The organism is Rhodococcus sp. IEGM 1354 (assembly GCF_030056855.1).
In the GTDB taxonomy this organism is placed as follows: domain Bacteria; phylum Actinomycetota; class Actinomycetes; order Mycobacteriales; family Mycobacteriaceae; genus Rhodococcoides.
In genome coordinates, this window is sequence record NZ_JASHKT010000007.1 from 123,950 (window position 1) to 138,726 (window position 14,777).

At 66.1% G+C, this 14,777-nt stretch carries 15 protein-coding genes; 2 read left to right on the forward strand and 13 right to left on the reverse strand.

Going from position 1 to position 14,777, the window contains the following annotated elements; all coding sequences use genetic code 11:
* Positions 1-36 precede the first annotated feature (36 nt).
* From tsaE to glmS, 5 genes are all read right to left on the reverse strand, one after another.
* On the reverse strand, positions 37-564 hold the full coding sequence (gene tsaE / locus QM588_RS16955; protein ID WP_027496356.1) for a tRNA (adenosine(37)-N6)-threonylcarbamoyltransferase complex ATPase subunit type 1 TsaE: 528 nt from the start codon (positions 562-564) through the stop codon (positions 37-39).
* The gene (locus tag QM588_RS16960; protein WP_027496355.1) at positions 557-1,570 is read right to left on the reverse strand and encodes an alpha/beta fold hydrolase; all 1,014 of its coding nucleotides are present in this window, start codon (positions 1,568-1,570) and stop codon (positions 557-559) included. The genes tsaE and QM588_RS16960 overlap by 8 nt, the downstream gene beginning before the upstream one ends.
* Before the next feature lie 3 nt (positions 1,571-1,573).
* Positions 1,574-2,776, reverse strand: a complete 1,203-nt coding sequence (alr, locus tag QM588_RS16965; protein ID WP_442972939.1) for an alanine racemase — start codon at positions 2,774-2,776, stop codon at positions 1,574-1,576.
* A gap of 76 nt (positions 2,777-2,852) precedes the next feature.
* On the reverse strand, positions 2,853-4,286 hold the full coding sequence (locus QM588_RS16970) for an NAD(P)H-hydrate dehydratase (RefSeq protein ID WP_283315044.1): 1,434 nt from the start codon (positions 4,284-4,286) through the stop codon (positions 2,853-2,855).
* Between the two features lie 52 nt (positions 4,287-4,338).
* On the reverse strand, positions 4,339-6,201 hold the full coding sequence (gene glmS / locus QM588_RS16975) for a glutamine--fructose-6-phosphate transaminase (isomerizing) (protein WP_283315046.1): 1,863 nt from the start codon (positions 6,199-6,201) through the stop codon (positions 4,339-4,341).
* 99 nt (positions 6,202-6,300) lie between these two features.
* Here glmS and QM588_RS16980 point away from each other — a divergent pair, with 99 nt between their 5' ends.
* Positions 6,301-7,161, forward strand: coding sequence for a dienelactone hydrolase family protein (locus tag QM588_RS16980; RefSeq protein WP_027496351.1), 861 nt, complete (start codon positions 6,301-6,303; stop codon positions 7,159-7,161).
* 282 nt (positions 7,162-7,443) lie between these two features.
* On the opposite strand, the gene QM588_RS16985 is transcribed toward QM588_RS16980, so the two are convergent.
* Together QM588_RS16985 and QM588_RS16990 are read right to left on the reverse strand one after the other, a co-directional pair.
* Complete coding sequence (locus QM588_RS16985; RefSeq protein ID WP_283315047.1) at positions 7,444-9,372, reverse strand: hypothetical protein; 1,929 nt, start codon at positions 9,370-9,372, stop codon at positions 7,444-7,446.
* Positions 9,373-9,374: 2 nt separating this feature from the next.
* Complete coding sequence (locus QM588_RS16990; RefSeq protein WP_283315049.1) at positions 9,375-9,680, reverse strand: type VII secretion target; 306 nt, start codon at positions 9,678-9,680, stop codon at positions 9,375-9,377.
* A gap of 150 nt (positions 9,681-9,830) precedes the next feature.
* On the opposite strand from QM588_RS16990, the gene QM588_RS16995 reads away from it, so the two are divergent.
* A complete protein-coding gene (locus QM588_RS16995) occupies positions 9,831-10,871 on the forward strand; it encodes an LLM class F420-dependent oxidoreductase (protein WP_283315050.1) in 1,041 nt (346 codons plus the stop codon).
* 21 nt (positions 10,872-10,892) lie between these two features.
* On the opposite strand, the gene glmM is transcribed toward QM588_RS16995, so the two are convergent.
* From glmM to QM588_RS17025, 6 genes are all read right to left on the reverse strand, one after another.
* Positions 10,893-12,239 (reverse strand): phosphoglucosamine mutase, encoded by a 1,347-nt coding sequence (gene glmM / locus QM588_RS17000; protein ID WP_283315052.1) that lies wholly within the window; start codon positions 12,237-12,239, stop codon positions 10,893-10,895.
* Between the two features lie 106 nt (positions 12,240-12,345).
* Positions 12,346-12,870, reverse strand: a complete 525-nt coding sequence (gene rpsI, locus QM588_RS17005; protein WP_027496345.1) for a 30S ribosomal protein S9 — start codon at positions 12,868-12,870, stop codon at positions 12,346-12,348.
* Entirely contained in the window at positions 12,867-13,310 is a 444-nt protein-coding gene (gene rplM, locus QM588_RS17010; protein WP_027496344.1) for a 50S ribosomal protein L13, read from the reverse strand. Before rplM ends, rpsI begins: the two co-directional genes overlap by 4 nt.
* A 184-nt stretch (positions 13,311-13,494) precedes the next feature.
* Complete coding sequence (locus QM588_RS17015) at positions 13,495-13,836, reverse strand: TraR/DksA family transcriptional regulator (RefSeq protein ID WP_283315053.1); 342 nt, start codon at positions 13,834-13,836, stop codon at positions 13,495-13,497.
* A gap of 110 nt (positions 13,837-13,946) precedes the next feature.
* Positions 13,947-14,228 (reverse strand): WXG100 family type VII secretion target, encoded by a 282-nt coding sequence (locus QM588_RS17020; protein ID WP_135047012.1) that lies wholly within the window; start codon positions 14,226-14,228, stop codon positions 13,947-13,949.
* 64 nt (positions 14,229-14,292) lie between these two features.
* Entirely contained in the window at positions 14,293-14,658 is a 366-nt protein-coding gene (locus tag QM588_RS17025; RefSeq protein ID WP_283315055.1) for a WXG100 family type VII secretion target, read from the reverse strand.
* Positions 14,659-14,777 lie beyond the last annotated feature (119 nt).

Consider the following 14,777-nt stretch of genomic DNA (forward strand, 5'->3'; position numbering starts at 1 on the left):
GTCGAGTGCCGTTACGGGCGCGCCGGGCTTCGGTGCTCACTCGGGTAGGCGGCCGAGCGCATCGCCATTCACCCGGCGAGCACTCACCCTTCGGACGTCCGATTCCGGATCGCGTGACAAGCGCACGGAGACATGCTGATCCGTCAGGGTTTCCACCACGCCCTCGCCCCACTCGACGACGACGACGGCGTGCTCGAGATCGGTATCGAGGTCCAACGCGTCCAGCTCGTCGAACGCGGACTGTCCCGTCATACCCAGACGGTAGGCGTCGACATGCACGAGGGCGACAGGCGGTAAACCGTTGGGGCGCACGCCTGGTCGATGCTCGCGGGCGATGACGAACGTCGGTGAGGTGACGCGACCGTGCACCCCGAGACCCGCCGCGATCCCCTTGGTCATCGCGGTCTTCCCCGCACCGAGCGGACCGTCGAGTACGACGAGATCGCCGGCGACCAGAATGTCCGCGAGCCGAGCACCGAACTCGGCCGTGTCCGTCGCCGTCGCCAGTTCGGCCTCGACGGGCAGGTCGAGCCGGGAGTTCGGTGGACTCTCGGAATCAGACAACGCCCCACCGCTTCTTCTTGGGCTCCGATGCTCGCGCCACCAGGCGAAGGATCGCACCGTTGACCTGTTCGGGGAACTCCAACTGCACCAGGTGCCCACCTTGACGCACCCGCACCATCTCCGATTTCGGCAGAGCGTCGGTGAGTGCCTCCGAACTCGCGAAGGGAATGATCCAATCCTCGTCGCCGCACACCACCGACACCGGAATGTTCTCGAATTCCGCCAGAGCCGCCGACTCGTCGTGCAGTTCGAGGGTCTCGAGAAAATTCACGATGGTGACAACGGAGGTGTCGTCGATCATCGACTGCGAGAATGCCACCAGCCGAGGAGACACCCGCGTTCCGTACGAGGCCGCGCGCAGCACCGGTGAAATGATGGCGCGCACCGCTCCTCGCCCGAATTGCACCAGGCCGGGTGACGTGCGTACAGCCAGTCGAAAAGCATCGACCGCCGGATTCTGCAGGCTGCGGCCGACTCCCGTCTGTGCGAGGCCGGCAGCCGTAGTGGAGATCAGCACGGCACCGATCACTCGCTGCCGGACGACGGACGACCGCTGTCGCGCCATGGAAAGAATCGACATGCCGCCCATCGAGTGCCCGACCAGAACGATGCGTCCCTTGGGCACGACCGAACGGATGACCGCGTCGAGGTCGAGACCGAGCTGACCGATGGTGCAACTGCTTGCACTGGGCACCCCGGAGCGGCCGTGACCGCGCTGGTCGTAGAACACCATGCGCACGCTCGAACCCCACTGCTGTTCGAGCGCACGTCGTTGGAAATGCCACGACGACATGCGCAGGCAGTATCCGTGCACGAACACGACGGTCAGTTGTGCATCCGCCGGCCCCACCTCACGGACCGCCAGCGGAACACCGTCGTCCGCCGTGACGATACTGCCTCGATCGGCGTCCATCAGGTCGAGATTCTCGGTCGCCAGCGGATCCTTGTTGGATCGAAACGCCGTCTCCCGCACCACTATCGCAAGACTCTCCAGCAATCCCAGCATGGCCTACTTCGTCGCCTCCCCTGAGCGCGTGCCGACGAAACGACGTCGAACACGTCCACGAACGCCGGTGACGACCTCGTAGCCGATGGTGTCGAGCGCATCCGCCCAATCCTGAGCGTGCGGCTCTCCGCTGTCCCCCGGCCCGAACAGTATCGCCTCGTCGCCGATGGCGACACCCGAGCTGTCGCCGCCGAGATCGACGACGAATTGGTCCATGCACACGCGCCCCACCGACGGGTAACGACGACCGTCGATGGTCACCTCGAAACGACCGCTGAGTCGGCGTACGACCCCGTCGGCATAACCCAGCGCCACCAGTGCGACCACGGTGTCGGTCGGAGCTGTCCAGGTGTATCCGTACGACACCGATTCACCTCGGTTCACCTTCTTGATGTGGGCCACCTGCGCGGACAATGTCATGACCGGACGCAAGCCGAAATCTCCCATATCGGGCACCGGCGACAGGCCGTACAGCGCAATACCCGGACGCACCATGTCGAAACCGAGGTCCGGCCTGGTCAGCGTTGCCGCCGAGTTGGACAGATGCACGACGGCCGGCGAGATACCGCGCCGGCCGGCGCGGGCAACAGCGTCGCGGAGCCGCTCTGCCTGGGCGTCGTTGGCCGGGTGATTCGGTTCGTCGGCACAGGCGAGATGCGAGAACATCCCCGTCAATCGCACGGACCCCTCGGCGACCGCCGACGCGGTGGCATCCAGGACGACATCGAGGTCCGCCCGCGCAACGCCGTTGCGATTGAGGCCGGTATCGATCTTGAGCGAGAGGTCGGCGGTGAGACCGGTCCGCCTGGCTGCGGCGATCACCGAGTTCAGCTGGCCGGCCGTGGACACCCCGACTCCGATGTTCTCGGCGATCGCAGCACCGAAGTCCGAATCGGCACAGTGCAGCCAAGCCAGCACCGGCACGTTGACTCCGGCTGCGCGCAGTTCCAGGGCCTCGCCGATGGTCGTGACCCCGAATTCGTGCACGCCGGCCGCGACGGCAGCGTGTGCCACGGGGCCTGCCCCATGGTTGTAGGCGTCGGATTTCAGGACGGCCATCACGGCGGCGTCGCCTGCGACTTCCTGCAGAACCCGGACATTGTGGGCCACGGCATCGAGATCGACGGTTGCCAGAGCACCCGAATCCGTCCGCGGATCGGTCTCCACGTCGCCGTTACCGATAGTCACAACATTCGATAGTGCCATCCCTGCCGCACACACCACGGATCAGGTGGCACAACTCATGACACACCGTCAGGTCGGCCGGCGAGCCCGGTGCAGCTCAGACAGCGACCGAGCGGACCGTCCGGATGGCTTCTCGCAGGCTGTTCGACAACGGTGTCGCCGAGATCGGGGCGGCGAATTCGCCATCGGCTCCGTGCGCGGCATGGGCTGCGGCCAGTGCGTGCACCTTGGCCCCGCATGCGGCCGCCGTCGACGGTGCCATTCCGGTTGCGAGCAGGGCACCGAGGACGCCGGACAGCACGTCCCCGGATCCGGCGGTGGACGCGGCGGATCCGCCCGCGTCGCTGACGAACGCGGTGCCGTCCGAGTCGGCGACGACCGTCGCGCGGCCCTTGAGCAGCACGGTGACGCCCCACCGAGCGGCGAGGCCTCGTACGGCCGCGACGCGGTCCGGACCGGGTTCCGATCCGGTCAGGCGGGCGAACTCCCCGGCGTGCGGGGTCAACAGCGTCGGTGCAGTGCGATCGACGACCCACTGCTCGTTGTCCGCGAGGATCGTCAATGCATCGGCGTCGACGACCACCGGCAGATTCGATTCGAGCACTCGACGCACGATGTCCGCCGAGGATTCGTCCGCGCCGAAGCCGGGGCCGACGACCCACGACTGCACCCTCCCCGCTGCATCCAGATCCGGTGCGACGACGACCTCCGGGTGATGCGAGACCACTTCTGCGCCGGCACTTCCCACGTACCGAACCATCCCGGACGTGGCGGCGACGGCTGCGCCGACACACAGCAACGCGGCCCCGGGATACGTGGCGCTGCCGGCCAACACGCCGACGACTCCCTGCGAGTACTTGTCGTCCGACGCGGTGGGAATCGGCCAGATTCGGCCAACGTCGGCCGGCTCGAAGGACTCGATCTCGGGTGACGGCAGGGTCAGCCCGATGTCGATCACGTCGATTCGGCCACAACGGGGTACGGCCAACACGTGCACCGGTTTGCGAGCGCCGAACGTGACGGTGACATCGGCGGTCACCGCGGGCCCCGACACCTCACCGGTTTCTGCATCGACGCCACTGGGGATGTCCGCGGAGACGACGGGCGCGGTGATCCGGTCGACCATCCCGGCAGCGTGAGGACGTAGCGGACCCTTCCCGGATATCCCGACGATGGCGTCGATGACGAGGTCCGGATCGTCCGGCTCCGTTACGACCCGTCCGCCCGAGGCACGCAGGGCCGCAAGACCTTCGGCGTGCACACGGTCCGGATCGAGCAGCAGCGCGGACACCACGACCCCGCGCCTGCGCAGGAACGCACCTGCCCGCAGTCCGTCTCCGCCGTTGTCTCCCGATCCGACCAGTACCAGTACTCGTCGCCCCGCGACGCCGCCGGTTCGCGAGAAGAGCTCGCGCGCCACCACCGAGGCCAAGCCGTACGCAGCGCGGCGCATCAGCGTGCCGTCGGGCAACGATTGCAGCAGCGGAGCCTCGGCGTTCCTGATCTGCTCGGGTGTGTAGTAGCCGCGCATGCCGAGGTCCTCCCGCTCGTACCGTCGTGTGTTTCGAGCCCCGCCGCTACTACTACTCGACCGTGACGGACTTGGCCAGATTTCGTGGCTTGTCCACGTCGTAACCACGAGCCTGAGCGACCTCGGCTGCGAAGACCTGCAGCGGAATCGTCGAAAGCAACGGCTGCAGCAGTGTCGATGCCGCCGGGATCTCGATGAGGCTGTCCGCGAAAGGCCGGACCGCTTCGTCGCCCTCCTCCGCGATGACGACCGTCCGAGCACCGCGCGCCTGGATCTCGCGGATGTTGCTGAGCATCTTCGAGTGCAACACGGCACGGCCCTTGGGCGACGGCATGACGATGATGACCGGAACGCCGTCCTCGATCAGTGCGATCGGTCCGTGCTTGAGCTCACCCGCCGCGAAGCCCTCCGCATGCATGTAGGCGAGCTCTTTCAGCTTGAGCGCACCTTCGAGAGCGACGGGGTAACCGACGTGTCGACCGAGGAACAGGATGGTCGACGACGTCGACAGCTCGCGCGCGAGCGCACGCACCGGCTCGACGGTCTCGAGCACCCGCTGCACCAACTCCGGCATCGCTTCGAGTTCGGCGAACTCGCGCGCCACCTCGTCCGGATACTTGGTGCCGCGCGCCTGAGCGAGAGCCAAGCCGACGAGGTAGTTCGCAGTCACCTGGGCGAGAAACGCCTTGGTCGACGCGACGCCGATCTCCGGACCTGCACGCGTGTACAGAACTGCATCGGCCTCGCGGGGAATCTGGGAGCCGTTGGTGTTGCACACCGCAAGGACGCGGGCCTTCTGGTCCTTGGCATGCCGCACTGCTTCGAGAGTGTCGGCCGTCTCGCCGGACTGCGAGATGGCAACGACCAGGGTCGACCGATCCAACACCGGGTCGCGATAGCGGAACTCGCTGGCCAGTTCCACTTCCACCGGCAGCCGGGTCCAGTGCTCGATGGCGTACTTGGCGAGCAGACCCGAGTGGTAGGCACTGCCACAGGCGACGACGAACACCTTGTCGACGTCACGCAGTTCCTGATCGGAGAGACGCTGCTCGTCGAGCACGATCCGGCCCTTGTCGAAGTGACCGAGCAACGTGTCGGCCACGGCGGCGGGCTGCTCCTGGATTTCCTTGAGCATGAAGTAGTCGTGGCCGCCCTTTTCCGCGGCAGCCAGGTCCCAATCGATCCGAAACGGTCGCCCCTGGGCGTCGTTGCCCTCGAAGTCGCTGATGTCGTAGCCGTCTGCGGTGATGACGACGACCTGGTCCTGCCCGAGTTCGACGGCGTCTCGAGTGTGCTCGATGAACGCAGCGACATCGGAACCGAGGAACATCTCGCCGTCGCCGACTCCGAGCACCAGAGGGGTCGACCGACGCGCGGCGACGATCGTGTCCGAGTGGTCGGAATGAGTGAAGACCAGCGTGAACGCACCTTCGAGGCGACGCAGCACTGCCTTCGCACTGGCCACGAAATCGCCTGCCGTAGGCCCGTCCGCGTATGCCCGAGCGACGAGGTGGACAGCGACCTCGGTATCGGTGTCGGACAGGAACTCGACACCCGCCGTTTCGAGTTCGGCACGCAGCGGACCGAAGTTCTCGATGATGCCGTTGTGCACCACCGCCACCGTTCCGGACGCGTCGCGATGTGGGTGAGCGTTGCGGTCGGTCGGACGCCCGTGCGTCGCCCACCGCGTGTGTCCCATGCCGGTGGTCCCGACGAACGTATCGGTGCCGATGTCGTCCAATTCGGCCTCGAGGTTTGCCAGCCGCCCGGCCTTGCGCTCCACCTCCGTAGAGCCCGCGCCGTCCAGTATCGCGATTCCTGCGGAGTCGTAGCCCCGATATTCCATACGCCGAAGCGCCTCGACCACGACACCCAAAGCTGGGCGGTGGCCGACATATCCAACGATTCCGCACATGGTGCATCAGGGTACTCGGCACGACGCGCACGACCCATTCGCTCAGGTCGCCGTGTCCGGCGTCCCCATACCCGAGCACATTCGGTAGCGTCATCTCTCGTGGCGAAACCGAAGAAGCTGGCATCTGCTCTCTCCAAGCGTGGCCCGCACAAGGTACTGAGAGGGAACCTGGCCCTGGCCGGGCAACCTGGCGTCGTCTACACCCCGGCCGAAGGCTTCGGCCTGCCCGGTGTGGCGTTCGCGCACGGTTGGATGCTGCGCCCCGGCAGTTACACCGACACCCTGAAGCACCTGGCGTCGTGGGGGTTCGTCGTGGCAGCACCCGACACCGAGCGTGGCCTCGTGCCCTCGCACCGCGGACTCGCCACCGACCTGGGCACTGTGCTCGACATCATGACCGGCGTTCGCCTGGGCTCGGGCAACATCAGCGTGCATCCCGAGAATCTGGCCACAGTCGGTCACGCGATGGGCGCCGGGACCGCCGTACTCGCTGCCTCCCGACGACCGGATGTCAAAGCGGTCGCCGCCCTGTTTCCGGCACCGACGGCACCGTCGTCCGAGGACGCCGCCGCAGGCCTCGACGTGCCCGGACTGGTCGTCGGCGACAGCTCGAACGCAGATTCGCTCAACGACAATTCACTGGCTCTCGCCCAGGCCTGGCACGGACCATCCGTCCTCCGACGGATCGACGGCTCGACGGCAGACGGATTCGTCGAAGGCCGGCGAATGCTCCGCGCACTGGGAGTCAACAGCTCCGACCGCAAGACCCAGCAACGCACCCGCGCTGTACTGACCGCATTTCTGCTCTACCACCTGACCGGCGACTCCGACTACGAGGAATTGGCCGGAACGAACGGCGACATCGCCGGCACCCGTGCTGTCGATCCTCACGCGCCGCTGACCGAGCAGCCCAAGCCGAAGGCGACCGCCTCGATCAAGGCACTGCTGGGACGCGGCTGACCCTTCCGGCTCGGCGCCGTCACACCAGCCACGATCGGGGTTGCTCGTCGGGGTCCGGTTCGACGTGTGGTGCGCCCTGCCGCCGATCCAGGTGCGCCGGGCGCAAGAGCGAGCCCGCCGCCGACCGAGTGTCGTCTTTGCTCGGTTGGCCTGAAAACTCCTGTCCCGCATCGGGTCTTACCGACTCTTCTGGATGACGTAGCTGTTCTGCGGCATCCGCCATCGCAGTCCGATGCGCGTCGCGAATGCGATGCAGTTCACGACGCCACGCCGGATCCGAATTCACAGTGCACCCGCCTCGCTCAAGCCCGCGCCGGAACCCGCCGAGCTGGGCTGTGGTTCGGTGACCGGAGGGGCCACGGGAGCGGGAGGCACCTCGCTCACCTCATGAGCCTCGTTCGGGCCCTGCCGGACGGAGTGCTCCTCGTCCGAAGTTTCCGGAACGCATACATCCGCGGTATCCGCTGTCGTTGCAGGCGGCAGGTCGGTCGGCGCATCACCCGCCTGCGGCTCGTCGGCCGGTGCGACATCCGCCGGCGGTGAGGTCACTGTGTTCGGCTCGGGAGCGCCGGACTCGACAGAAGGAGGTGCCGGTTCGGTCTCGGGTTCTGCATCGGTGATGGTTCGATGCCCCGCCGCCGGCTCCGGCGGTTCCGCGTTCGCCGAGGACCGGTTCGACACCCCGACACTGCTCGGATCGACGGTCCCGGGAACTTCGACGATCTCGGGCAACCCGAAGGGACCGACGCGCAGCTCGAACGTGCGCACCCCGATACCCGGTGTCTCGAGGCGAAGCGACACGGCACCGTCGTGTTCCAGTGCGATACGGGCACGATGGCCGTCGAGTTCGGCCTCGAGATGGCCGCGCTCGCCGGCGGCCTCCGATGCATCACCGGATTCCGGCGACGGGATCGAATCGAGCTTTGTAGCCGGGCCGGGTTCTGCAGTGGGTTCGGGTTCTGCAGTGGGTTCCGGTTCTGCAGTGGGTTCCGGTTCTGCAGTGGGTTCCGGTTCTGCAGTGGGTTCAGGTTCTGCAGTGGGTTCCGGTTCTGCAGTGGGGCCGGGTTCTGTGACCGGGTCGGGTGCTTCGGCACCGATCTTGGTGCCGAGCGCCTCGACAACCCGGCTCACGATGTCGTCCACAACGCTGTCGACGAGCCCGGCGACTGCATCGACTCGCCCGTCTCCACGACCGTTGTCGGTCCCGGTTTCGCCCCACGCCATGGGACCGGTGGCACGTGTATCCGCAGCAGGTGCCGGTTGCGCCGGCGGCCCGGACGGAGGTTGGGCTGCCGATGCGGGTCCGGTGACGACTGCCTCTCCCCCGGCTCCGGCCGTGACCGCCGCTGGGGAGTTCTCGGGCGACGACCGCTCGCTCGAGTGCTCGGAAACAGGCAGCGGCACCCAGCTGCGCTCGTCGAGCTCGTCGAACACGGGTTGGACGACTTCCTCGATGACCTTCACCACCAGGGCCAAGCAATCTCGAACGGCAGTATCCGTGGCAGTGCAGGCAGACGACACTGCGGCACACGTGCGTTGCACATGTGGCACGAACTCGCCCTCGATCCATTCTCGAGACCGGTCGGCAACCTCCGCCGCGAACTCGTCCGATACGTCTGCACGCGCGATTCGCTCGGCCCATTCCGGAAACGCCGGTGCCAGGCGGGCGAACACGGTTGCCCGGTCGACCGGAACGCACTCGATGCCCGAGGCCAGCAGAAGCGCGTCGGTCCGGTCTGCATCGTGTCCGTCGACGGCGTCGGTATCGAGGCTTCCGACGAGCTCGGCCTTGTCGGTCACCGCCTCACGCAGCACGTCCACGGCCGCGTACATCGTCTGCAGCGCATCCTCGACCGAGTCGAGAAGCACCCCTGCTCTCTCCTGCTCGGTGCCCACGTACTGCTGCGCCGCCTCACCGGCGTCACCGTGCCACCGCAGTCGGAGAACGATCAGAAGCTGCGCCTGCTCGTCCAATTGTTCTTTCAGCGCCGCAGCCATCGCCCCGACCGCATCTGCGTCGGACGTCAGAGCCTCCAGATTCAGGCCGCGCTGCTCGTCGTACCGTGCACACACCTCGTCGTAGCGCGGGACTTCGCTGCCGGGCACGCGCTCGGCCAACGGCAGGAAACGCTCGAAATACAGCAGTCCGACGGCATTGGCGTCGAGAATCTCGTCGACCGATGCCGCCTCGGCGGGCGAGGTGGAAGACACGGTCACCGCACCGAGTCGATCGCGTGCGCGTCGACGTCGTCCTGTACTTCGTACGCATTCATCGCAGCGACGAGGGCATCCGCGATGTCGTCGACCGACGATCGCCACACCCCGACGGCTCGTCCGAGCCCGGAGTGGGCGTCGAGATAGGCCGCGCCCAGGTCTCCGTAGTTCCGTCCTGCGGCCGCGGTACCGAATGCCGGCGAGGCGATCGAATCGGCTGCCGCACCCAGGGCCTCCGCCGACGCCGTCATCGAGTCGGCCACCTCGCGCACGCGGACTGCGTCCACCCAGAATCCGTCGCTCATAGCCCGCCCGTTCCCGCTCGAAGTGCCCCTTTCCCTCTATGACGTGCGCCGACTCCCATCGGTTCCCCGGCGAGCGGTAACGTCCCGATACGAAACGTCGGTAACAGACAACCGAGCAGCTCCACCAGCTACTCGAGAACGAGGAGTCCCATGCACATCGGAACGATGCTGAACTACAGCGGTGGTTTCACCGAGACCGTTGCCGAGGTAGCCGAACTCGAGAAGGCGGGCCTCGACATCATCTTCGTGCCCGAGGCCTATTCGTTCGACGCCGTCAGCCAACTCGGATTCCTTGCGGCCAAGACGAGCACGATCAAGATCGCATCGGGCATCTTCCAGATCTACACCAGAACGCCGTCGCTGACGGCCATGACGGCCGCCGGCCTCGACTACGTCTCCGACGGACGATTCGTCCTCGGACTCGGCGCATCCGGGCCACAGGTCGTCGAGGGTTTCCACGGTGTCAAGTACGACGCACCCATCGCCAGAACTCGTGAGGTCATCGAGATCTGCCGCCAGGTGTGGCGTCGAGAGAAAGTGCAGTATCAGGGCAAGCACTACCAGATCCCGTTGCCGGCAGACAAGGGAACCGGCCTGGGCAAGCCACTTAAGCTGATCAATCATCCTGTGCGCGAACGCATTCCGGTCGTCATCGCCGCACTCGGCCCGAAGAACGTGGAGCTCACCGCAGAGATCGCAGAGGGCTGGCAGCCCATCTTCTACTTCCCGGAGAAGGCAGCCGACGTGTGGGGCGAATCGTTGGCCGCAGGCAAGGCCAAACGCGATCCGTCACTCGGCGAACTCGAGGTGTTCGCCAGTCCCACCCTGGCCATCGGAGAGGACGCGGACAAGTACCTCCCCTGGGTCAAGCCGCACCTGGCGCTCTACATCGGCGGCATGGGCGCCAAGGGAAAGAACTTCTACAACTCGCTCGCTCAGCGCTACGGCTACGAAGCCGAGGCCGAGAAGATTCAGGATCTGTACCTCGCCGGCAAGAAAGAGGAAGCGGCAGCGGCGGTTCCGGACGAGCTGGCGCGTTCGGTGAACCTCATCGGACCGGAGAGCTACGTCAAGGAACGCGTGGCAGCTTTCGCCGAAGCCGGCGTCACGACACTCAACGTCGCACCGTTGGCCGAGAACACCGCAGGACGCGTCGCGCAGCTCACCGCCTTGCGACAACTCACCGCCTGACGATCGGACACTGCCCGACGATCAGACCGCCGCGACCCGGCCCGCCAGCTCCTCGGCGAGCCGGGTCGCGACGTCGAGTTCCGACGCTTCCACCATCACTCGCACGAGTTGTTCGGTCCCGCTGGGGCGCAACAGAACTCGTCCTGATTCGCCGAGCTCGAGCTCGGCAACGGCCACGGCGTCCGACACCGACGGTGCCGACGCCACCGCAGCTTTGTCCGTAACACGTACGTTGATCAACACTTGGGGCAGCGTGCGCATCGGCGACGCCAGATCTGCCAGGGAGCGTCCGGTCCGGGCCATTCTCTCCATCAGGCGCAGCGCGGTGGCGATCCCGTCGCCGGTCGTCCCGATCGCGGGCAGTACGACGTGTCCGCTCTGCTCACCACCGAGTGCGTACCCTCCGCGGCGCAACTCCTCGAGGACGTATCGATCACCGACTGCGGTGGTACGCAACGTGATTCCCGCTTCGCGCATCGCGATGTGGAGCCCGAGGTTGCTCATGACGGTGGCGACCAACGTGTTGTCGGTCAGCGTGCCGTTCTCACTCATCGCGATGGCCAGCACAGCCATGATCGCGTCCCCGTCCACCACCGCACCGGAGGCATCGACAGCGAGGCAGCGGTCGGCGTCTCCGTCGTGCGCGATCCCGAGGTCGGCCCTGTGCTCGACGACAGCCTTCTGCAGCCCTTCCAAGTGCGTCGAACCGCACCCGTCGTTGATGTTGAGTCCATCGGGCTCGGCGTTGATCGCCACGACCGTCGCACCGGCCCGGCGGTAGATCTCCGGTCCGACCGTCGAGGCTGCACCGTGCGAGCAATCCACCACGACGGTGACACCGTCGAGTCGGTGCGAGAGCGGTGCAACGAGGTGCCCGGCATAGAGTTCGGCAGCGTCGGGAGCAACGTCGATACGACCGATGGCAGCGCCCGTCACATCGACCGGCTGTGCGGTTCGGCCGTCCACCCCGAGCAACGCCTCGATGCGATCTTCCATGTCGTCATCGAGCTTGTGCCCGCCTGCAGCGAAAATCTTGATTCCGTTGTCGGGCATCGCATTGTGCGAGGCGGAGATCATCACGCCGAGCGCTGCGCCGTATTCGCCGGTGAGGTAGGCGACCGCGGGTGTCGGCAGCACGCCCACGTCGATCACGTCGACGCCCGAAGCGGTGAGCCCGGCCGACACCGCGGCACCGAGCATCGAACCGCTGATTCTGGGGTCACGGCCGACGACCGCTGTCCGTCGACCACCGTCGACGTCCGGTGCCAGCACGGCGGCGGCAGCCCGGGCGATGGTCATGGCGAGCTCTGCCGTCAGGACCCCGCCTGCGAGTCCCCTCACTCCGTCGGTGCCGAACAATCGCGCCATGAATGAAGACCCCTTCGAACAGAGAGAACATCGTCGAAAAATGCCTCGAGGGCAGGCATCCGATACTGCTGGAGCCTGCCCTCGAGGATGGAACGGGTAAGACGCGTCAGCGCTTGGAGTACTGCGACGCCTTACGGGCCTTCTTCAGGCCGTACTTCTTGCGCTCGACCGCACGCGCGTCACGCGTGAGGTAGCCGGCGGCCTTGAGGGCCGGGCGATCGTCCGGGGTGAGCTCGATCAGCGCACGCGAGATGGCCAGACGCAGCGCGCCTGCCTGTCCCGACGGTCCGCCACCGTGCAGCAGTGCCACGATGTCGAAGGACTCCGCGCGGTCGACCAGCACCAGAGGAGCCTTGATCAGCTGCTGGTGCACCTTGTTCGGGAAGTAATCCTCGAGGGTGCGGCCGTTGAGCTTGAATCCGCCGGTGCCCGAGGACAACCGAACACGAGCGACGGCTTCCTTGCGGCGGCCGACGGTCTGGATCGGGCGATCGAACACGATGGGGGCCGGAGCTGCAGCAGCTTCGATTTCCGTGGCCACCTCGGGATCTTCCACTGCCACGAACTCGTCGGCGGCGATCTCTTCGATGTTCTCCTGCGACGTCACGTCATTTCCCTCCGGCGCCGTCACTGGGACACCTGCTTGATCTCGAACGGAACGGGCTGCTGAGCGGCATGCGGGTGGTTCGGTCCCGCGTAGACCTTCAGCTTGCTCGCGATGGCATTTCCGAGCTTGTTCTTCGGGATCATGCCGACAACGGCCTTCTCCACGAGACGGTCGGGGTTGTTCTCGAGCACCTGACGCGTCGAGCGCGACTTCAGACCGCCCGGATGACCGGAGTGGTGGTGGTGGAACTTGCCATCGAGCTTGTTGCCACTGATGGCAACCTTCTCGGCGTTGATGATGACGACGAAGTCGCCACCGTCGACGTTGGGTGCGTAGGTGGGCTTGTGCTTACCGCGGAGCAGTGTCGCGGCCTGGACGGCGAGGCGTCCGAGCACGACGTCCGTGGCGTCGATCACATGCCACGTCCGGGTGGTGTCCCCGGCCTTCGGGGCGTAAGTAGACACAGAAAATTCCTGTCTTCATGATGTCGCTGCTGGCCAAGACGTGTGGATGCCCTCGGCGGCCAGTTGAGACCCGAGGACAAGAGCTCTGCGCATCGAAAGAACGCGGCGAGCCCATACACGCCAAAGGGAGACGATACCGGGAGCCGGTGCCCAGGTCAAAACGCCTCCGACGCAGAAGACCGACTCAAGACAGGCGGACGCAGTGCACACAGCGGCGGGCCGCCGGTAATGCCTCGAGCCTGATGGCCGGTATCGACTCACCGCACCGCTCACACGTGCCGTACGTACCGAGATCCCACCGCGTGGACGCAGCGTCGAGCTCGCGCATCTCGGACTCGGTGTCGGAGATCAGGGCTGCGATCTTGGCACGCTCGAACGCAATGGTGGAGCCCTCCGGGTCGTGCTCGTCGTCGTCGGTGGTCCACCGGCTGCCTTCGATGACCGACGCGAGCTCGTCACGAAGGGAGTTCAGTCGGTGTTCGGCGCGAGACCGCTCGGCATCGATCGCCGTCCCGAAATCCGTCATCCGTCCAGTACACACTGCCACCGCAACCCACGCCAGGTGCCGCGGCCCCTCGACAGTCGTATGCCCCGACCGACAGTGTCGATCGGGGCATACGACGCTCGTCTCGACGGTCAGCGCGCCATGCGCGCCTTGTTGGCCATCTCCACTCCGTGCATGGTCTCGCCGCCGGTGCGGGCGGCCGCGACGAGGCTCGACAGGATGAGATTGAGCTCGTCGGATGCGGAGTTCCACTGACGCTGGAGTTCGTAGTAGGACGTCATCGCGTCGCCCTCCCACGATTCGTAGAGTCTCTTCGCAGTGCCGTCCACGTCGGCGAGAAGGTCTTTGGTCACATTCGCCTGCTTGTTCATCGCCTCGGTCAACGCCGCGATCTGAGCGAAGTCGTACTTCATGTCGAATCAGTCTCCTAAATAGAACTCGGTCGTGTGGTCGGTCGTTCGGTGGCCGGTCGTGCCGTCAGTTGAACGTGGTCAGTCCCGAACCGAGCGATCCCGCCACCTGGTTCACAGCCGCCACGTTGTCGTCGTCCGCATCGGAGTAGCCGTGGCCGTTGGTCTTGATGTCCGCCGAGATCTGCTCGAGCGCGCTGCGCATCTTCTGCGCACTGGTGTCCCACTGCGCCATGACATCCTGAAACGATTTGCCGGCCTTGCCCACCCACGCCTCGGCGGTCTGCTCGACGATGGAACGCACGGCCGAGTTGGACGCATTGATCGATACGCTCAGGCCCTCGATCGTCGCTCCGGCAGCAACGAGCTCCTGCGGTGTGACGGTGACGCCGTTCGACGAACCCGTAGATTCCGGTCCCCCTGGATATCCCACTTCGACTCCTCTGCTTCGTTTTTCGTATCCACGTACGCCTGCGGCGTACATGTCGCTCGACCGAGGGACCGCGTGCGGCCCGCTCACTCCCCTACATCTCCTTGGACGCAGCCACCCCT

Bases quoted from the DNA above. Each gene is read 5' to 3' on its own strand.
- QM588_RS17020 (WP_135047012.1), bottom strand. From the start codon at position 14,228: ATGAAGTACGACTTCGCTCAGATCGCGGCGTTGACCGAGGCGATGAAC.
- glmS (WP_283315046.1), bottom strand. From the start codon at position 6,201: ATGTGCGGAATCGTTGGATATGTCGGCCACCGCCCAGCTTTGGGTGTC.
- QM588_RS16995 (WP_283315050.1), top strand. From the start codon at position 9,831: ATGCACATCGGAACGATGCTGAACTACAGCGGTGGTTTCACCGAGACC.
- QM588_RS16990 (WP_283315049.1), bottom strand. From the start codon at position 9,680: ATGAGCGACGGATTCTGGGTGGACGCAGTCCGCGTGCGCGAGGTGGCC.
- glmM (WP_283315052.1), bottom strand. From the start codon at position 12,239: ATGGCGCGATTGTTCGGCACCGACGGAGTGAGGGGACTCGCAGGCGGG.
- alr (WP_442972939.1), bottom strand. From the start codon at position 2,776: ATGGCACTATCGAATGTTGTGACTATCGGTAACGGCGACGTGGAGACC.
- QM588_RS17015 (WP_283315053.1), bottom strand. From the start codon at position 13,836: ATGACGGATTTCGGGACGGCGATCGATGCCGAGCGGTCTCGCGCCGAA.
- QM588_RS16960 (WP_027496355.1), bottom strand. From the start codon at position 1,570: ATGCTGGGATTGCTGGAGAGTCTTGCGATAGTGGTGCGGGAGACGGCG.
- QM588_RS16970 (WP_283315044.1), bottom strand. From the start codon at position 4,286: ATGCGCGGCTACTACACACCCGAGCAGATCAGGAACGCCGAGGCTCCG.